17 protein-coding genes and 1 riboswitch are annotated in these 17,826 nt (G+C 51.1%); of the genes, 8 read left to right on the top strand and 9 right to left on the bottom strand.

The features are described 5' to 3' along the window. Positions 1-92: 92 nt before the first annotated feature. Positions 93-1,217, bottom strand: a complete 1,125-nt coding sequence (hppD, locus tag BM025_RS16490) for a 4-hydroxyphenylpyruvate dioxygenase (protein ID WP_085850447.1) — start codon at positions 1,215-1,217, stop codon at positions 93-95. 138 nt (positions 1,218-1,355) lie between these two features. Here hppD and BM025_RS16485 point away from each other — a divergent pair, with 138 nt between their 5' ends. After that, entirely contained in the window at positions 1,356-1,817 is a 462-nt protein-coding gene (locus BM025_RS16485) for an Lrp/AsnC family transcriptional regulator (RefSeq protein ID WP_085850448.1), read from the top strand. Here BM025_RS16485 and maiA read toward each other — a convergent pair. The 6 genes from maiA to hmgA are packed head-to-tail and all read right to left on the bottom strand — an operon-like array spanning position 1,808 to position 7,908. Further along, positions 1,808-2,446 carry a maleylacetoacetate isomerase gene (gene maiA / locus BM025_RS16480; RefSeq protein ID WP_085850449.1) on the bottom strand — a complete coding sequence of 213 codons (639 nt, stop codon included), beginning with the start codon at positions 2,444-2,446 and terminating at the stop codon, positions 1,808-1,810. The two genes, BM025_RS16485 and maiA, sit on opposite strands and share 10 nt — an antisense overlap. Then, entirely contained in the window at positions 2,443-2,628 is a 186-nt protein-coding gene (locus tag BM025_RS16475; RefSeq protein WP_085850450.1) for a DUF2783 domain-containing protein, read from the bottom strand. Before BM025_RS16475 ends, maiA begins: the two co-directional genes overlap by 4 nt. Next, positions 2,625-4,253 (bottom strand): FAD-dependent oxidoreductase, encoded by a 1,629-nt coding sequence (locus tag BM025_RS16470; protein WP_085850451.1) that lies wholly within the window; start codon positions 4,251-4,253, stop codon positions 2,625-2,627. The genes BM025_RS16475 and BM025_RS16470 overlap by 4 nt, the downstream gene beginning before the upstream one ends. A 33-nt stretch (positions 4,254-4,286) precedes the next feature. Beyond that, a complete protein-coding gene (locus tag BM025_RS16465) occupies positions 4,287-5,237 on the bottom strand; it encodes an MBL fold metallo-hydrolase (protein WP_085850452.1) in 951 nt (316 codons plus the stop codon). 12 nt (positions 5,238-5,249) lie between these two features. Beyond that, complete coding sequence (fahA, locus tag BM025_RS16460) at positions 5,250-6,500, bottom strand: fumarylacetoacetase (protein ID WP_085850453.1); 1,251 nt, start codon at positions 6,498-6,500, stop codon at positions 5,250-5,252. Positions 6,501-6,546: 46 nt separating this feature from the next. After that, positions 6,547-7,908: a homogentisate 1,2-dioxygenase gene (gene hmgA / locus BM025_RS16455; protein ID WP_085850454.1), complete on the bottom strand. Its 1,362-nt coding sequence runs from the start codon at positions 7,906-7,908 to the stop codon at positions 6,547-6,549. 77 nt (positions 7,909-7,985) lie between these two features. Between hmgA and BM025_RS16450 the strand changes: the two genes are divergently transcribed. Together BM025_RS16450 and BM025_RS16445 are read left to right on the top strand one after the other, a co-directional pair. After that, entirely contained in the window at positions 7,986-8,420 is a 435-nt protein-coding gene (locus tag BM025_RS16450) for a MarR family winged helix-turn-helix transcriptional regulator (protein ID WP_085850455.1), read from the top strand. 94 nt (positions 8,421-8,514) lie between these two features. Continuing rightward, positions 8,515-8,651, top strand: a riboswitch (FMN riboswitch). Positions 8,652-8,730: 79 nt separating this feature from the next. Continuing rightward, positions 8,731-9,210 carry a 6,7-dimethyl-8-ribityllumazine synthase gene (locus tag BM025_RS16445; protein ID WP_085850456.1) on the top strand — a complete coding sequence of 160 codons (480 nt, stop codon included), beginning with the start codon at positions 8,731-8,733 and terminating at the stop codon, positions 9,208-9,210. Between the two features lie 112 nt (positions 9,211-9,322). Here BM025_RS16445 and mepK read toward each other — a convergent pair whose 3' ends face one another. Continuing rightward, positions 9,323-9,892, bottom strand: a complete 570-nt coding sequence (gene mepK, locus BM025_RS16440; RefSeq protein WP_085850457.1) for a peptidoglycan L,D-endopeptidase MepK — start codon at positions 9,890-9,892, stop codon at positions 9,323-9,325. A gap of 592 nt (positions 9,893-10,484) precedes the next feature. Here mepK and BM025_RS16435 point away from each other — a divergent pair. From BM025_RS16435 to BM025_RS16420, 4 genes are all read left to right on the top strand, one after another. After that, a complete protein-coding gene (locus BM025_RS16435) occupies positions 10,485-12,107 on the top strand; it encodes a L,D-transpeptidase scaffold domain-containing protein (RefSeq protein ID WP_085850551.1) in 1,623 nt (540 codons plus the stop codon). A gap of 175 nt (positions 12,108-12,282) precedes the next feature. Next, entirely contained in the window at positions 12,283-13,353 is a 1,071-nt protein-coding gene (gene lpxD / locus BM025_RS16430) for a UDP-3-O-(3-hydroxymyristoyl)glucosamine N-acyltransferase (protein WP_085850458.1), read from the top strand. Between the two features lie 99 nt (positions 13,354-13,452). After that, entirely contained in the window at positions 13,453-13,719 is a 267-nt protein-coding gene (locus BM025_RS16425; RefSeq protein ID WP_085850459.1) for an acyl carrier protein, read from the top strand. Then, positions 13,716-14,927: a beta-ketoacyl-[acyl-carrier-protein] synthase family protein gene (locus BM025_RS16420; RefSeq protein ID WP_085850460.1), complete on the top strand. Its 1,212-nt coding sequence runs from the start codon at positions 13,716-13,718 to the stop codon at positions 14,925-14,927. Before BM025_RS16425 ends, BM025_RS16420 begins: the two co-directional genes overlap by 4 nt. Positions 14,928-15,016: 89 nt before the next feature. On the opposite strand, the gene BM025_RS16415 is transcribed toward BM025_RS16420, so the two are convergent. After that, complete coding sequence (locus tag BM025_RS16415; protein ID WP_085850461.1) at positions 15,017-15,712, bottom strand: invasion associated locus B family protein; 696 nt, start codon at positions 15,710-15,712, stop codon at positions 15,017-15,019. 510 nt (positions 15,713-16,222) lie between these two features. Here BM025_RS16415 and BM025_RS16405 point away from each other — a divergent pair. Beyond that, positions 16,223-17,806, top strand: coding sequence for a helicase HerA-like domain-containing protein (locus BM025_RS16405; RefSeq protein ID WP_085850463.1), 1,584 nt, complete (start codon positions 16,223-16,225; stop codon positions 17,804-17,806). Positions 17,807-17,826: the final 20 nt, after the last annotated feature.

Raw genomic sequence — 17,826 nt, 5'->3', positions numbered from 1 at the left:
GTCAACGACGCGTAAAAAGCGACGTGTAAAATAAGGCACTTTGCCTGAAACCCCAAGGCCGCGGACCCCCGCGGCCTTGGGGTGGGGAAATCTTATTGCGCGGCAGGGGCGCTCAGCTCGCCAGAGCGAATTTGTTCTTCTTCGATGCTTTCAAACAAGGCACGAAAGTTGCCTTCGCCAAATCCCTCGTCGCCTTTGCGTTGAATAAATTCGAAAAAGATCGGACCAATCACGGTTTTCGAGAAGATCTGTAGTAAAATTTTGGTTAATCTATCGCCGTTCACATCGTCACGCACGCCTTCGCCATCAATCAAAATACCGTGGACTTTCATCCGATCTAGGGGTTCGTCATGGCCGTTCACGCGCGTTTGCGATAGGTCATAATAGGCGTCTGGCGGGCCAGGCATGAATTTCAAACCATTGTCGGCCAGCTTGTCTGTGGCATCGTAAATTGTCTCAGTGCCGACCGCGATGTGTTGAATGCCTTCGCCTTTGTATTTGTGCAAATAGGCCTCGATCTGGCTTTTGTCATCGGTGCTTTCATTCAAAGGAATGCGGATTTTGCCACAAGGCGATGTGATCGCGCGGCTGATCAGACCTGTGAGTTTGCCTTCGATGTCGAAAAAATGGATTTGAGTAAAGTCGAACAGGTTGCGGTAAAAATCCCACCAAGTGTCCATGTTGCCGCGAAACACGTTGTGGGTGAGGTGATCGAGATAATAAAACCCCAACCCTTCAGGTTTTGGATTACGTGCCCCGAGCCAATCGAATTCTGCGTCATAGGCCGATCCTGTGTCGCCATATGTGTCGATGAAATACAAAAGCGATCCGCCGATGCCCACAATGGCAGGCACATTCAAGGTTTTGCCATCGCCAGTATAGGGCGTCGCGCCGCATTTTACCGCATGATCAAATGCGTGTTGCTCATCCGCGACGCGCCATGCCATTGCTGGCGCGCAAGGTCCGTGATCTGCGATAAATGCCGCAGCGTGGGAATTCGGTTCGGCGTTGACGATGTAATTGATGTCGCCTTGACGCCAGACTGTGATGTTTTTGGACTTATGTTTGGCGACCGCTGAATAGCCCATTTGTGCAAACAGCGCTTCCAGCTTTTCAGGCTCAGGGTGTGCGAATTCGACGAATTCAAACCCGTCTGTGCCAGCTGGATTTTCAGCGGTGATTTGGGCGCGTGTCGTGTTGTGCGGAAAGGGTCCCATGGGCGATATCCTTGTGTGCGATGTGTTTGATTTAAGATACAACAGGTGCCGTGCACGAAGGATGCAAAGGGTGTACCAGATTGCATTTGTTTGCATTATATGTGCATGATTTGGGTTAAATATGATTGGAATATCCAAATGGATGTATTTGACCGCAAAATTCTGTCAGCGTTGCAACATGATGGCCGCTTGACCAATGGCGAATTGGCCGAACGTGTCGGACTGTCGTCATCGCAATGCTCTCGCCGTCGCACGCAGTTAGAACTTAGCGGTGTGATTGAAGGATATGTGGCGCGGGTCAATCCGCTGAAAGTCGGGATTGCGCTGACAAGCATGATTTCTGTGACGCTTAACAATCATAATGAATCCAATGCCGAAGATTTGCGCAAGCTCTTAAAATCGAACGAAAAAGTTTTGGATGCCTATGCGTTGACTGGCGAGATGGATTACCACATCAAAGTTGTCAGTGCCGATCTGGAAGACCTATCTGATTTCATTAATAAGGTTCTGTTGTCCCATGATGCTGTGCAAAATGTGCGCACGTCGATCGCTTTGGGAACGATCAAATCATCGACGGTTTTACCATTGGATCAGGCGTGATTGCGATCTGGATGGGCCGCTTGAAACGCAGGATGAGCCGCACATGCATCACGCACGGTTTGAATGCGCGCGCAGTGTGAATAATCGATCCCCCAACGGTCCGCATTGTAAAGCTGAGGTATCAGGCACAAATCCGCCAAACTTGGGGTATCTCCATCGCAAAATGGCGCTTGCGTAAATTCGCGCAGCAAAGTGTTAAAGGTGTTTAAAGCCGGCGTGATGAAATGCTTTGCCCACTGTTTGGATGTGTGATCAGGGCTGGATGTGGCATAGGCTAAAACTGATAGGTTGCACACAGGATGCAGGTCGATGGCAATGGCCTGTGCCAAGGCGCGATGCTTGGCTTTTGCAATGGGATCGTGCGGCAAAAGGTGTAAATCGCGTGTGTCGTTAAGGTATTCGATGGTGGCAAGCGATTGGCTAAAGTATTGCCCGTCTATGTCCAGAACAGGCACTAAACCTTGCGGATTGCGCGCCAGATGATCTGGCGACTTTTGGTCCATGTCCAACAAATCAATGGCCATAGATGTATAGTTAATTTTTGCCAATTTCAAAGCAATGCGCACTCTGTAACTTGTCGATGACCGCCAATATTCAAACAGTCTGACATCTTGTTTGGATGAGGTCATAATTTGGCGGCCAGCAAGGCCTGCGTTAGAATTTCACGATCCCCGATATGGTTGGCCAAGATCAGAATAAGCCGTGCATTGAACGCATCGCTTTCGCTTTTGGATAGCCCGTCATGTGCGCCCAAAAGCGTGTCATAAAACCCATCAGTGTTTTTGATGTTCGGGTGTAAAATCAGACTCATACCCTGTCCTTTGCAATGGCTGTGCGCAAGGCGGCGCGTAGAGCTGTTTCATCGAATGTAGGCCAGCGGGCCACGATATGTTGATCAGGTCTGATCAGGTACACTGCCGCGTCATGCTGTCCTAGATATCTGGTTCGCAGTTCAGCTGAGGGCGTGTGTGTGATCAGGGTTTCGATCTCAATCCCTGCCTCGCAAAGATCCTGTGGCGCTTGGGTGTTGAGGACCAAAAGCGTGAATTTACCACCTATGTTTTCAAGCAAAAACCCATCGCCAAATGGCGCATCTGGGCAGCTTGCACCAACACGGGTGCGTGCAGGACCCGTCATCATATCTGGACCATTCAACGGCAGATCATCATAGATGCAGGGCACGGACAAGCGGCCTGAGTTGACCAAAGGCCTTGCAAAATCGTGCTTTTGCGCAAGGGTCAATACGGCGTTGCGAAACACTTTGCTGATGGCGGATTTTGGGGTCATGAAATCAGTGGCGCGGCTGGAATTCAAGATGTTTTCATCCGCCCCATGCGAGCGTTCCATGTCATAACTTTCAATCAACGCGTCACCAGCCAAGCCTTTGACAACCAATTCCAATTTCCATGCGAGATTGTCGATGTCTTGCAATCCAGAATTGGCCCCACGCGCACCAAAAGGCGACACTTGGTGCGCGGCATCACCAGCAAAAATCACCCGATTGTGGACAAACTTTTCCATCCGGCGACATTGAAATGTATAGATAGATATCCATTCCAAATCATAGGCGGGCACGGTGCCAGTTTGACTGGACAGCATCGCATCCACGCGTCGTCGAATATTGGCGGGGTCAAGTTCGGCATCACGGTCAATGTCCCAGCCCAATTGAAAATCAATCCGCCAAATATCATCTGGTTGTTTGTGCAGCAAAGCGGATTGGCCAGCGCCCTCAAACGGCGGTTCGAACCAAAACCAACGTTCGGATGGAAAATCAGCAGTCATTTTGACGTCTGCTATCAGGAAATTGTCTTCAAAGACGCGGCCTTTAAACTCAAGCCCCAACATCTTGCGGCTGGGTGAGCGCGCGCCATCACAGGCAATGACCCAATCTGCCTCGATCTGATATGACCCATCTGGGGTTTCAACTGTGAGCACCGCATATGTGTCATGTTGATCGATCTGCGTGACACGATTGCGGCCACGTATTTCAATTGGCGCACCTTGGTTTTGTGCCGTCCGCGCTGCTTTAGTAGCGAATTTTTCAAAATACGGCTGTTGCAGGTTAACAAAGGCTGGAAATTTATCCCCATCCTCAGGTTGTAAATCAAAATTGAACACGGGGGTTTCACCATGAAACACACGCCCCACGTTCCAAATCACGCCTTTGTCATGCACAGCTTGGCCAAACCCGAGACGATCACAAATCTCAAGCGTGCGTTTGGAAAAACAGATCGCGCGCGACCCTTGGCCGACCCCTTCGTGATCATCCAGCAGCAGCACAGGGGTGCCGCGCTGCCCCAAATCAACCGCCAACGCCATGCCCACAGGCCCGCCGCCAATCACCACAACAGGGTGACGGGCAGGGGGGTGATCTTGTGCTGCGACCTTTTCATATGGATAAAGCGTAAAGGCCAAATCGTATCTGATATCGACCATGATCTGGCCTCCTGTTCGCTTGGTCTTGCAAATTTAACCTTGCAATTGGGCCCACATCGCCAGATCACGCTCGGCGGTCCACACGCGCGGGGTGTCAATGCCGCGTGCTTCGTCATAGGCGCGGGCCACATTGAACGGCAGGCAATGCTCGTAAATGGCGTAGTCTTTGAATTTTGGGTCACACGACGCGCGCACCGCATCCCATGCGTCTTTTAGGCTGCCACCACGGGCTGCAACGCGCGCGGCTGGCGCATAAGTGCTGTCGACAAAATCACGAGTGCTTTCAATCGCACGCGCCACGGCAGCTTTGCCAATCAGTGCGCCACCACGACCAGGAGCGATGGCATCCAGATCGAAACTTGCAATGTTATCAAGCGTCTGACCCCAGTCGCCAAAGTGGCCATCGCCACAGTAACAGGCTGAATGATCTTCGACGATGTCCCCCGTGAACATGACGTTTTCATCGGGCACATGGATGACGATATCGCCTGCTGTGTGGGCGCGGCCCAGATGCATCAAATCCACACGGCGGTTGCCGAGATAGACGGTCATGTCATCGGAAAACGTCGTGGTGGGATAGGTGAGGCCGGGGATGGATTCGTGGCCTTCAAACAAGCGCGGAAAGCGTTGGAATTCGGAATCCCAATCTTCTTGGCCACGCTCAACCACCATGGCGCGCGCGGTGTCGCCCATGATGATCTGATCTGCGCCGTAAGCCGACGCGCCGAGCACGCGCACGGCGTGATAGTGGGTTAAAACCACATGTGAAATCGGTTTGTCTGTCACTGAGCGCACGCAGTCGATGACTTTTTGTGCCAGTCGTGGTGTGGCTTGGGCTTCGACAATCATCACGCTCTCGTCACCGATGATGACGCCCGAATTTGGATCTCCTTCAGCAGTGAAGGCGTAAAGCCCTTTGCCCACTTCATCAAAGGTGATCTTTTTCTCGCTTGTGTCGCCTTGGGATGCGAATGCTTTTGCCATGATATATGGTCCTTATACGGGGAATTTATGTGCGGGCAGGATGGTGGTGGTGCAGTCGCCAAAGGCGATGGTATAGCCATCGCCGCGCGCCGCACCGCGCAGTGTTAATGTATCGCCGTCCTCGATGAAGCTGCGGGTCTCGCCAGTGTCGAGTTTGAATGGCTCGCGTCCCGCCCAGCTTTTTTCCATAAGCGACCCGTATTCATCAGGTGTCGGTCCAGAAATGGTGCCAGAGCCCAGCAAATCACCCGAAGACATGCCGCATCCGCCCACGGCATGGTGGCACAACTGCTCAGAGGCGGAGTAATACATGCGGTTGTAGTTGGTTTTGGATAGGGATGTGGCGGTCTCGGCGCCCGCAGGCTGCATCAAGACCTCAAGTTCGATGTCATACAGTCCGTCTTTGGTGCTGTTGAGATACGGCAAAAGCTGTTTTTCGCGCACAGGTGTCGGGGCGCGAAAAGGGCTTAACGCTTCAGCAGTGACAATCCATGGGCTGATGGTGGTGCCAAATGCCTTGCCTTGAAAAGGGCCAAGCGGTTGGTATTCCCAGCCTTGGATATCTCGGGCGGACCAGTCGTTGAGCAACACATAGCCAAAGATCATTTCATCGGCTTGGTCCACCGTGATCGGCGTACCCATATCGCACCCTGTGCCCACGATGGCCCCCAGTTCCAATTCTATATCCAAGCGCTTGGTGGGGCCAAAGCTTGGCATGTCGGCATCGGGGGCTTTCATCTGGCCATTGGGGCGATGAATGTCTGTACCAGACACCACAACGGATGAGGCACGCCCGTTGTAGCCCACAGGGATATGCAGCCAGTTGGCGGGCAAATCAGGTGAGCCACGCAAGATCGCTCCCATGTTTTTCGCATGCTGCATACCAGCGTAAAAATCGGTGTACTCGGACACTGCGAGCGGCATGTGCAAGGTGGCCACAGATTGGGGCACCAAAAACGGCGTGGCTGTTGTTTGGTCTTTCGATCCTTCTGCCAAAAGGTCGGTCAAACGAGCGCGCAAGGTTGTCCAAGCCACAGGGCCCATATCCATCAGATCGTTCCAATAGGGCACATCGAACGCATCGCCAAAGCCCAATAGGCCAGCGTCTTGCGCGGCGGGCATATCCAAAATCATATCGCCGATGGCCACACCGCAACGCGGCTCATCATCGCCAATAGAAAACACGCCGTAGGGCAAGTTGTTCAGCGGAAAAGGATGATCTGCGTCATTGGCAGATGTGACCCAACTTTTGATAAGTGTCATGCGCGTTCTTTCTGTATATCAGTCGATTAAGGCGGTGGCTTTCGGGCTATTTTTTGCCCGCTGTGCCATCGAATTTCTTTTCAATGTCGCTCCAGCAATCGATGTAATCATCTTGCAAAGGGGCTTGGGTGGCCGCGAATTTGGTCAGATGCTGTGGAAAGCGTGTTTCGAACATAAACGACATTGTGTGTTCAAGTTTTTCAGCTTTGAGATCGGCATTGGATGCGCCTTCAAAGGCATTTTTATCGGGCCCATGCGGCAACATCATATTGTGCAGACTGATCCCGCCGGGGATGAACCCTTTGGGCTTTGCATCGTAAATACCGTGAATATTGCCCATCAATTCCGACATCACATTCTTATGGTACCATGGCGGGCGAAACGTATTTTCGGCCACCATCCAGCGATCTCGGAACAAGACAAAATCAATGTTAGCGGTGCCTTCGACACCGGAATCGGCGGTCAAAACGGTGAAAATCGACGGATCAGGATGATCAAACAAGATAGCGCCCACAGGACAATATGTGCGTAGATCATATTTGCAGGGTGCATAATTGCCGTGCCATGCGACCACATCCAAGGGACTATGCCCGATTTTGGTTTCATGAAATTGACCGCACCATTTTATCGTCACAGTGCTTGGCACCTCACGGTCTTCAAATGCTGCGACCGGTGTTTTGAAATCACGCGGATTGGCCATGCAATTGGCCCCGATTGGACCCCGCCCTGGCAAGTTGAATTTCTGCCCGTAGTTTTCGCAGACAAAGCCGCGCGCAGGACCGTCTAGAACCTCAACGCGGTACACGAGGCCGCGGGGCAAAATGGCGATTTCTTGTGGCTCGATATCTATGATGCCAAGCTCGGTGCAAAAGCGCAGACGGCCTTCTTGGGGGACCACCAAAAGTTCGGAATCCGCACTGTAAAAATAGCTGTCCTCCATCGAGGTGTTGACCAAATACACATGGCTCGCCATCCCAACTTGGGTGTTCACATCGCCCGCTGTGGTCATGGTGCGCATGCCAGTGATCCATGTGAGTGGCACATTTGAATGGGGAACAGGATTCCAGCGGTATTGGCCAAGGCTGATCACATCAGGGTCGATATGGGGCGCCGAGACCCAATAGGGCATATCGATTTTTTGGAACCTGTGAGTGTGTTTTACGGATGGACGAATGCGGTAGCACCACGTGCGTTCGTTTTGGTGGCTTGGCGCTGTAAAGGCTGTGCCTGACAGTTGTTCGCCGTACAGACCGTAGTTGCATTTTTGCGGGCTGTTCATGCCTTGGGGCAGCGCATCGGGCAGGGCTTCGGTTTCGAAATCATTGCCAAATCCCGACATATAGCCCGCGTTCGGGCCGCCCAAACTAGGAGCTTGTGTCATCTGTGTGCGGTGCGGTGCCAAAGTCATGGGGCGTCCCTTTTTTCTGGTGCAATTGATCTTTGGTATTAGTTGAAAATGTAACTAACAAGATATAGTTTGTCCAAATGATACAAAATGCATCCTTTGATATTCAAGATTTTCTGCCCTATCTTTTGGCGCTCTCGGCCGAAGAAACCAGTCTGGGCTTTCAACGTCTGTATAAAGATAAATACGGTATGCTGCGAACAGAGTGGCGGCTGTTGTTTCATCTGGGGCGTTATGGCGATATGACGGCCAAAGATGTGTGCGACAGGGCGCGGTTGCATAAAACCAAGGTGTCGCGCGCGGTCACAGCGCTTGAAGCAAAGCAGTTCATCAAACGCACCGAGGTGCCATCAGATCGCAGGCACGCCTTGCTTGGGCTGACGCGACATGGGTTGAAAGCCTATGAGGATTTGTCCCAAGCGGCGCAAAGCTATGACGCGCGTTTGATGCAAGAGTTTTCACCCGAAGAACAAAAGACGCTGAAAGATTATCTTAAGCGGGTGGCGCGGTTGTGAAATTCTAGCGTAAATACATGACAAATGTAAATCGACCCTGCGTTCAATCCTTGCGCCAGCTCTTGACGTTTTGATGGTGCATGACTAAATTTCCATCAGTTCTCAGGGCGGGGTGTAATTCCCCACCGGCGGTTATAGCCCGCGAGCGCCTTGCATTGTAAAATGCTTGGGTCAGCAGATTTGGTGGAATTCCAAAGCCGACGGTTAAAGTCCGGATGGTAGAGAATGGAAGATGAACAGGGGGCTTTGGCCTCAGGTTTATGTTCCTTCGTGCTCTGGGACCTAAAGGTGTAAACTCAAGGGTTCCAAAATGACAAATATGACGTCTAAATTCGAAAAATCAGCTTCTCGTATCGCGTTTATTCGCGCCCGTTGGCATGCAGACATTGTTGACAAAGCCTATGATGGGTTTTGTGCGAAAATGACTGACCTGTCACCCGCCTCTGTGACGGATGTTTACAATGTCCCCGGCGCGTTTGAAGCGCCATTGTTGGCAAAACGTCTTGCCAAAACAGGCAATTACGATGCGATCGTGGTTGCGGCTTTGGTTGTGGATGGTGGTATTTACCGCCATGATTTCGTCGCGGATGCTGTTGTGTCTGGCTTGATGCAGGCGCAACTTGAAACCGAAGTGCCAATGTTTTCGGTGTCGTTGACGCCACATCATTTCCACGCCTCAGACGATCACGTCAAATTTTATACCGAGCATTTCGTCAAAAAAGGTGGCGAAGCGGCGCAAGCGGTCAGCGATGTTTTGAATATCGACATCCCAGCGCCCGTGACCGTCTAACGACGCGTTATTCTTGTATTTAAAAATAAAAACCGCCCTTGGGGGCGGTTTTTTTATGAGAGACATAATATATGCGTGGCACCATATTATGCAGGCGCGACAGGTGTGAGGGTTAGCCTCGCCACGTGCGCACAGGACCACAATCCATGTGCACAAAATTGGATCCGCCATATGCGCCAACACCACCTGCAGAACAATTCTTTGCGGCAGATGCCATTTGGCTGACAGAGCGTGATTTCAAACGCAAATCAGCAGCTTGACCTTGCATGTGCAAAGAATTCTTTGCGACACCGCTTGATCGAGACCGCAGCATATTGTTGGTTTCTGGTGATCTATAGCCAGACAGCAACATGTAGGGTTCATCCACATCCATCAATGCGTGTGCTGCTGCCATAATGTCTACGGTGCGCGCGTCAATGGATTTGAGTTTGCTGTTGCGCCAATCCCGCATGAAATACGTGACTTCTTTCAATGCTTCTTTGATGTATTCGCCTTCGACCCAATAAATTGTATCAATGCTTTCGCCTGTGCGGCCTGAATACATGCGCAGGCGGCGTATGTCGCCGGACCCACGTAAAAATCCAGCTGCATTTGCGTAAACTGGTGCGGCAGAAAGACTTGCCGCTGCAAAGCTTCGCAAAAGGGTGCGCCGTGTGATTGCGCTAGACTTAGGTGTCGTCATGATCTTAAGCGTCCCGTTTTTATCAACCCCGCCTCAACGCGGTTCGTCCGATTGTGCTGATTTTATCAGCATTCTAAAACGTTGACTGTTGCCAACATTGATCTAAATCACACCACATAGCCGTAATAGAGATCTGTGACTTATTTTAAAAGTATCAAAATAAGCCCCGCACAGTGGTTTAATGTGACATTATCTTAACCAATGCCTGTGCAAATGTTTGCATCAGTATCAGTTCCTTGCCACTCTTAAATCAGGAATGCGTCTGCCCGTCTTATGGCACAAAGTGATTCATGGTCCAAGTGTCGGTTTGCTTGGTGGTGCTAAACGACCATTAAATAGGCAGAAATTTGCGCATGTAATGTGCAAGTACCTTCAAAGTCTAAATATTTTGCAAAGACCGATTTCGGATATTGATGAGGGCAAGGGGAATTTTGACAAAAAGACATCACAATTAAATGTGTGCTTTGTCGATCACAAGGCGCATTTGCGAACAGATTCCCCCTCACATCAATTATGAAAGTCGGATATTTTACGCCCCTGTTAGCTGTCTTTTTTGAGGATAATCATGTTTTTGTCACCGGTTTCTTGGATAATGACTGCTGCGCGTCCGACATATGTCGTGGCCCGTGGTGCTCGTTTCGCGTTTTTAGCCATTCTGTCTTTGGCTTTTTGTATTGGCTCACCTGAAAAGGGGGCTGCCCAACAAGTGACGGCTTTGATGCAATCAATTGCAGAGGCGGCGTCGCAGTCCAAAGATGTTTCTGAATATTACCGTGCGACAGGGTACAAACCCATTTTTGTGGATAATTCTGGTCGGGCGCGCAGTCGTCGCCAAGCGTTGCTACGCGCTTTGCAGGCCGCGCCAGATCACGGGATCGCTCCCTATGACACCGCATTGTTGCAAGCCAATATGCGCGCCATCAAATCAGATCGTGATTTAGGTCGCACTGAAGTTGCCATGGCGCAATTGTTTCTTGATTACGCCCGCGACATGCAAACAGGCCAGCTTGTGCCATCACGCATCGACGCTGGCATCGTGCGTCAGGTGCCATATCGCGATGGTGTGGCGCTTCTTGATAGTTTTGCCAAATCATCCCCCGCGGCATATCTCAAAAAATTGACACCCACGTCGCCTGAGTACACGCGTTTGTTGAAAGAAAAACTTGCGCTTGAAAAAACACTTGGAGCAGGCGGATGGGGGCCAAAGGTTGCCGGTCAAAAACTTGAACCTGGTCAATCAAACGCCAATGTTATCGCTTTGCGCAATCGTTTGATTGCAATGGGATACATGCGTCGCAGTGCCACAACTGTGTATGACGAAAGCGTGCAAAAAGCTGTTCAATTGTTCCAATCGCGCCACGGATTGTCCGTTGATGGTGTGGCTGGGGCTGGAACGTTGAAAGAGATCAATGTCGAGCCACTGAACCGTTTGACTTCCATTTACGTCGCTCTTGAACGCGAACGCTGGACCAACATTTCCCGTGGAAAACGCCACGTCTTGGTCAATATCACCGACTTCACAGCTAAGATTATAGACGACGGAAACGTTACGTTTGAAACGCGCTCTGTCGTGGGCGCCAATGATTCAAGCCGCCGCACGCCTGAGTTTTCCGACGTGATGGAACACTTGGTGATCAATCCAACATGGCATGTTCCGCGGTCTATCGCGGTTAAAGAATATCTGCCGATGATGAAAAAAAATCCTGGAGCAGCGGGGCATTTGCGCCTTGTTGACTCGCGTGGCAGAACGGTGAGCCGTGAAAGCATCGACTTTAACGCCTACACTGCAAAAACGTTTCCGTTTAATATCAAACAACCTCCTTCACGCCGCAATGCGTTGGGTCTCGTGAAATTTATTTTCCCCAACAAATACAACATTTACCTGCATGATACGCCTGCCAAAAGCCTTTTTGGCCGTGAATCGCGTGCTTTTTCACATGGGTGTATTCGTTTGAATGACCCGTTTGATTTTGCATATGCGCTGCTGGCAAAGCAAAGCAATGATCCTGTTGGCCTGTTCCAAACACGTTTGAAAACAGGTGTAGAATCTGTCGTTCCGTTAGAAACACAAGTGCCTGTGCATTTGATTTACCGGACGGCTGTGACTTTACCAAAAGGCGGCATGGAATATCGCCGTGATGTATATGGTCGCGATGCAAAAATTTGGTCCGCCTTGGAAAGCAAAGGCGTGCAGTTACGCTCTGTTGGCGGCTAATTTTTGACGATATTGGATGTTTCAAAAGGGCACCTTAATGGGTGCCCTTTTTGTATGTGATCCCCACAGTTCTTATAAGACGCTGCGATAGTCAGTGCGCCCTGCGCCTCTGTCCTTTCATTGAGCGCGCGATGCCATTATGTAAGAACATGAAAATCGTTCTAAAGGATCCCTCATGACTGGCATCACTCTTTTTGATCTGGCGCAACGTATCGGTGCCCCATTTGAGGGCAACGGCGACTTGATAGTGACAAGCGCTAGCGAACCTGCAACGGCCGGTGAGACCGATTTAGCCTTGGCGATGGACCCGAAATTTGCACCAGACCTTGCCAAGGGCAAAGCTCGTGCAGCTGTTCTGTGGGATGGGGCCGATTGGCAATCCTTGGGGCTTGAAGCCGCCATTATGGTGCGCCGTGGGCGTCTTGCGATGGCTGCGATTACAGCGAGTTTCGATGCAGGGTTGGGCTTGGCCCCCGGCATTCACCCCAGCGCGGTGATTGATCCTAGTGCTCAGATCGGCGCAGATGTGCGCATCGGTCCGCTTGTGGTTGTCGGTGCCAACGCAATTATCGGTGCCCGCAGTCAGATCGCGCCACAGGTCAGCATCGGCGCTTTTGTGCAGATCGGTGCGGATGCGGTGATCCATTCTGGTGTGCGGATCGGGGCACGTGCCCAGATTGGGGATCGCATCTATATTCAACCCGGTGCGGTGATCGGTGCTGATGGGTTTTCGTTCGTCACCCAAGAAAAATCTGCCGTTGAACAAGCGCGTGAAAGCCTTGGCGCTGCAGTTGAGGCGCAGGGGCAAAGCTGGCTGCGCATCGCCTCTATCGGTGGCGTTTCCATTGGTGACGATGTTGAAATCGGTGCGAATGTCACGATCGATCAAGGCACCATTCGTGCCACTCAGATTGGCTCTGGCAGTAAGCTTGATAACCAAGTTCACATTGGTCACAACGTTATTGTTGGTGCGCATTGTTTGCTCTGCGGGCAAGTCGGAATCGCGGGATCAACCGTTCTGGGCGATTTTTGCGTCATGGGCGGACAGGCGGGGGCTGCAGACAATATCACTATCGGATCGAATGCTATTATTGGCGCGGGATCAGGGGTTTTGTCGAATGTTCCCAAAGGAAAAGCCATGATGGGCTACCCCGCAGTGGCGATGCAAACGCATATCGATATGTACAAATCTTTGCGCAGATTGCCCCGTGTTCTCAAAGGGTTGTCGGGTAAAAAGAATACGTAATTCGTGTAACAGTGACACCAAACTGTCACAAATTTCTGTTTTATAGCCAAGAGTTTCGGTTTAAACCCGATGGCGCCTGTAAAAGATGGAGACACCTTAATGCCCAGTGAGATTAAAACGAAAGTCATTGAAATTATTGCTGAACAAGCTGTTTTAGAACCGAGCGATGTGCGCGAAGATCAAAGCTTAGATGACCTTGGTATCGACAGTCTTGGTCTTGTTGAATGCATTTTCGCCATTGAAGAAGGCTTTGATATTTCGGTGCCGTTCAACGCCAATGAGCCGACACAATCTGACTTTGATATTTCATCCGTTGCCTCGATTATCACGGCGGTGCAAAGCTTGATTGCCGAGCAATCGAGATGAGGCGCGTGGTCATCACAGGGGCTGGCACGGTTAATGCTTTGGGGCTTGATGTGCCATCCACCATGGAGGCGATGCGCGAAGGGCGTTGTGGAATTTCCGAGTTGAACTTCCGCGATGTCGACAGGCTTTCAATTAAAATTGGCGGGCAAATCCATGATTGGAACACCGAAAATCGGTTCAATCGCCAACAGATAGCACTGTATGATCGGTTCACACAGTTTGCATTGACCGCAGCCAAAGAAGCGATTGAGCAATCGGGCCTTGTGTTTAATGGTGACCTTTCTGCCAAATCAGGCGTCATTCTGGGCACGTCTGGCGGTGGGTTGACCACGCAAGACGACAATTACCGCATGGTCTATGAAGAGGGCAAAAACCGCGTCCACCCGTTTGTTGTGCCCAAGTTGATGAACAATGCGTCCTGTTCGCATGTCTCTATGGAATATAACTTGAAAGGCCCGTCGTTCACGGTCGCGACGGCCTGCGCGTCCAGCAACCACGCGATGGGGCAAGCGTTTAACATGGTGCGGTGCGGCATGGCGACGGCGATGGTCACGGGCGGCTCTGAATCCATGTTGTGCTTTGGCGGCGTTAAAGCTTGGGAGGGCTTGCGGGTGATGTCGAAAGACGCGTGTCGGCCTTTTAGTCTCAATCGCAATGGCATGGTGCAAGGCGAAGGCGCTGCGGTGTTTGTCTTTGAAGACTACGAGCACGCAAAAGCGCGCGGTGCAGATATTTTGTGCGAAGTGATCGGGTTTGCCATGACTTCAGATGCCTCTGATATTGTCATGCCGTCCAAACAAGGTGCTGCGCGTGCCATTTTAGGGGCCATCACCGATGCAAAACTCAATCGAGACGAGGTAGGCTATATCAATGCGCATGGCACGGGCACAGCTGCGAATGACAAAACTGAATGTGCTGCTGTGGCAGATGTTTTGGGCCACCATGCGGATAAGGTTATGATTTCATCCACTAAATCTATGCATGGGCACTTGATTGGCGGTACCGGTGCTGTTGAACTTTTGGCCTGTATTATGGCGCTCAAAGACGGTGTGATTGCGCCGACGATTAATTATGAAGAACCCGATCCCGAATGTGCGCTGGATGTGGTGCCCAACACGGCACGCGATGCAAAAGTGGATGTGGTGCTGTCCAATGCCTTTGCTTTTGGCGGCTTGAACGCGGTGATTGCGTTGCGCAAAGCGGCCTGATCGTTAGGGCTATAAAGGCATCGAGACGAGACAAAAAAGCCCAGCGAAATATCCGCTGGGCTTTTTTATTGAACGGAGTTTGGTGCTGATTATTCAGCCGCTGCAGGTTTTTCCGCCTCAGTTGAGGCCGCTTTAGCTGCAGCTTCGGCAGCCGCGCGTGTCGCCAAATTTAATTCGGTCACACGAGTGTATCCCGCCGTGAAGCCAGACAAAGACATGTCCAATGCAACTTTCACGTCAGGTGCGCCGATTGGCACCATGATAACTTCGGCTTTGCTGCCTTTTTTCAAAAGCGCCACATCGTCGTTTGTAAATCCTAGGCGCGCCTGGCAGCCTTGAGTTGTACAAAATGAAAATGGGTAACGGCGGCCATTCGCGCCGTCGATCGTCACAGTCAGTTGTTCTGTCAGCAGTGTTTCAAGCGGTGTCGTCACCGTGGCACCTGCATCAACATCGCCGCGTCCAAAGTGGAACAATGAAATTTCGGACACTGCATTGCCGTCTTCGTCTTTCAGCAATTGGTACATGGTACACGGATCGCTTTGACCCTCAGGCATTTTGATGCAGTTGATTTGCCAATCACCGTGCGTTTCAAACAGGTAAGGTTGGCCAACATTGTCAGCTGGCGTGCCAGTTGAAAGTCCAAGAGTTGCAGCATCTTCAGCAGGGGCATCAGACTTTTGTGCGTCTTGCGCTGCGGCGGCAAAGGTCAATCCAAGTGAAACAGCAGCGCTGATACAAAATGTTCGTGTGGCAGTTTTCGCCAATTGGGACGTAAAGTTCATAGGAAATCCATCAATCCTCTGGTCAGTTTTGCGAAGATTAACATGATGGACTGGGGGTGTCAGGCGGCTTTTGAGTATTTTACTCTGAAATTCGAAAAACTTAGCCAAACAAGCCGTTTTTTGCCTGAAATAGGGTGCGTGATCTGTGAATGCCAAAGGGGCGTTGGATTTCTCCAGCGCCCCTTTGGTGATCTCATCATGATCGTAAGATCTATTTTCTCCCTGACGGACTTGGCCGACGAATTGATAAAAATTTATGTGAGAAGATTCTATCCGTCAATGTAAATTTAATTTGAAACCTGTGTTTTTAGGTAAAATGCGCAAAAAAGCGGCCGCGGTGATTTTAATCACGCGCGACCAGTCTGACAGGGAGGAAGTTTGTTCAGGCCTAGGAGGACATGACCCGAACACAACTCATAATTGCACCAAAGTGTTAAAATTGTATTGTTTACCGAAACGATAGATACAATGCCCGTGCAACTTCGCGGAATCACCTAGGGATACAATAATATGAGTGACGGAATTTTTATCGGTGGCGGCGGCGTCGGATACAAAGATGCGCAGCAGCTTTTGCTCAAATACGGCAACCGCCACGGATTGATTGCAGGTGCCACAGGGACCGGTAAAACCGTTACACTTCAAATCCTTGCAGAAGGGTTTTCAAACGCAGGCGTGCCTGTGTTCTTGTCTGACGTCAAAGGTGATTTGTCGGGGCTTGCCAAGGCTGGATCACCAGATGGCAAACTGCATGAGCCGTTCGTCAACCGCAACACCACGATCAATTTCACCACCTTTGTATATGAAAACTTTCCCGTTACGTTTTGGGATTTGTTTGGCGAACAGGGTCATCCTATCCGCACCACAGTTGCCGAAATGGGGCCGCTTTTGCTGTCACGCATGTTGCAACTCACCGATGCCCAAGAGGGCGTGATCAACATCGCATTTCGGGTGTCTGATGAACAAGGTCTGCCGCTTTTAGACCTTAAAGACCTGCAAGCCTTGTTGGTCTGGTGCGGTGAAAATGCCGATCAATTGACCCTGCGCTATGGCAATATTTCCAGCTCTTCCATTGGTGCCATCCAACGGTCGCTTTTGGTGCTTGAAAACCAAGGCGGTGACAAACTATTTGGTGAACCTGCGTTGGATTTGTCGGATATCATCCGCACCGATCCCGATGGACGTGGTCGCATTTCAATCTTGGCCGCTGATAAATTGATGTCGTCGCCGGGGCTTTATGCAACATTTTTGCTGTGGCTTTTGTCTGAGCTGTTCGAAGAACTGCCAGAAGTTGGCAACCCCGACAAACCCAAGTTGGTGTTCTTTTTCGACGAAGCGCATTTGCTGTTTGATGACGCGCCCAAAGCCTTGGTCAACAAGGTGGAACAAGTGGCGCGGTTGATCCGGTCTAAGGGCGTAGGTGTTTATTTTGTAACGCAAAATCCCGCTGACGTGCCTGATGATATTCTCGGCCAATTGGGCAATCGCGTACAGCATGCCTTGCGGGCTTTTACAGCGCGGGATCAAAAAAATCTGGAACGTGCGGCGGAAACGTACCGCATTAATCCGCGTTTCGACATTGAAGATGCGATCAAATCTGTTGGCACTGGAGAAGCTGTGACGTCGATGCTTGAGGCCAAAGGCGTGCCGTCGGTTGCCGAGCAAACGCTGATCCGTCCACCATCATCGCAGCTTGGGCCGCTCAGTGCGCTGGAACGGGCAGGGGTTATTGCCACCTCGCCGATTGCTGGAAAATACGAGACAGTTCTCGACCGTGAAAGCGCGTTTGAGGTGCTGAGCAAGCGCGCAAATGATGCTGCCCAAGCCGCAGAACAAGCGGAAGCTGCAGAAGAGGCAGCTGAACTGGCCGCCAAAGAGGCCAAAGCAGATGAAAAGAAACGTGCCGAACTTGAGCGCGAGTTCAAAAAAGCACGGCGCTATGAAACCAAGGACTATGGCCGTTCCACATCACGCCGGTCTTCGCGGAGCGATTCTTTGGGTGAATCTGTGACCAAATTGGTGATCAAGGAACTCAAAGGCACGACAGGTCGCCGTATTGTACGCGGACTTTTGGGCGGGCTTTTCAAAGGGCGTTAGGCCTGCATAAAGACCAGATA

It is taken from the genome of Pacificibacter marinus, assembly GCF_900109555.1.
Lineage (GTDB): Bacteria > Pseudomonadota > Alphaproteobacteria > Rhodobacterales > Rhodobacteraceae > Celeribacter > Celeribacter marinus_C.
Note: the sequence above shows the minus strand (reverse complement) of the source record. Positions and strands in the feature narration are given on the sequence as shown.

What these genes read in the sequence shown, in the direction of transcription:
- BM025_RS16435 (WP_085850551.1), top strand. Translation starts at nt 10,485, where the DNA reads ATGACTGCTGCGCGTCCGACATATGTCGTGGCCCGTGGTGCTCGTTTC.
- fahA (WP_085850453.1), bottom strand. Translation starts at nt 6,500, where the DNA reads ATGACACTTATCAAAAGTTGGGTCACATCTGCCAATGACGCAGATCAT.
- BM025_RS16415 (WP_085850461.1), bottom strand. Translation starts at nt 15,712, where the DNA reads ATGAACTTTACGTCCCAATTGGCGAAAACTGCCACACGAACATTTTGT.
- BM025_RS16450 (WP_085850455.1), top strand. Translation starts at nt 7,986, where the DNA reads ATGATACAAAATGCATCCTTTGATATTCAAGATTTTCTGCCCTATCTT.
- lpxD (WP_085850458.1), top strand. Translation starts at nt 12,283, where the DNA reads ATGACTGGCATCACTCTTTTTGATCTGGCGCAACGTATCGGTGCCCCA.
- BM025_RS16425 (WP_085850459.1), top strand. Translation starts at nt 13,453, where the DNA reads ATGCCCAGTGAGATTAAAACGAAAGTCATTGAAATTATTGCTGAACAA.
- hmgA (WP_085850454.1), bottom strand. Translation starts at nt 7,908, where the DNA reads ATGACTTTGGCACCGCACCGCACACAGATGACACAAGCTCCTAGTTTG.
- BM025_RS16475 (WP_085850450.1), bottom strand. Translation starts at nt 2,628, where the DNA reads ATGAGTCTGATTTTACACCCGAACATCAAAAACACTGATGGGTTTTAT.
- maiA (WP_085850449.1), bottom strand. Translation starts at nt 2,446, where the DNA reads ATGACCTCATCCAAACAAGATGTCAGACTGTTTGAATATTGGCGGTCA.
- BM025_RS16420 (WP_085850460.1), top strand. Translation starts at nt 13,716, where the DNA reads ATGAGGCGCGTGGTCATCACAGGGGCTGGCACGGTTAATGCTTTGGGG.
- BM025_RS16485 (WP_085850448.1), top strand. Translation starts at nt 1,356, where the DNA reads ATGGATGTATTTGACCGCAAAATTCTGTCAGCGTTGCAACATGATGGC.
- BM025_RS16470 (WP_085850451.1), bottom strand. Translation starts at nt 4,253, where the DNA reads ATGGTCGATATCAGATACGATTTGGCCTTTACGCTTTATCCATATGAA.
- BM025_RS16465 (WP_085850452.1), bottom strand. Translation starts at nt 5,237, where the DNA reads ATGGCAAAAGCATTCGCATCCCAAGGCGACACAAGCGAGAAAAAGATC.
- hppD (WP_085850447.1), bottom strand. Translation starts at nt 1,217, where the DNA reads ATGGGACCCTTTCCGCACAACACGACACGCGCCCAAATCACCGCTGAA.
- mepK (WP_085850457.1), bottom strand. Translation starts at nt 9,892, where the DNA reads ATGACGACACCTAAGTCTAGCGCAATCACACGGCGCACCCTTTTGCGA.
- BM025_RS16405 (WP_085850463.1), top strand. Translation starts at nt 16,223, where the DNA reads ATGAGTGACGGAATTTTTATCGGTGGCGGCGGCGTCGGATACAAAGAT.
- BM025_RS16445 (WP_085850456.1), top strand. Translation starts at nt 8,731, where the DNA reads ATGACAAATATGACGTCTAAATTCGAAAAATCAGCTTCTCGTATCGCG.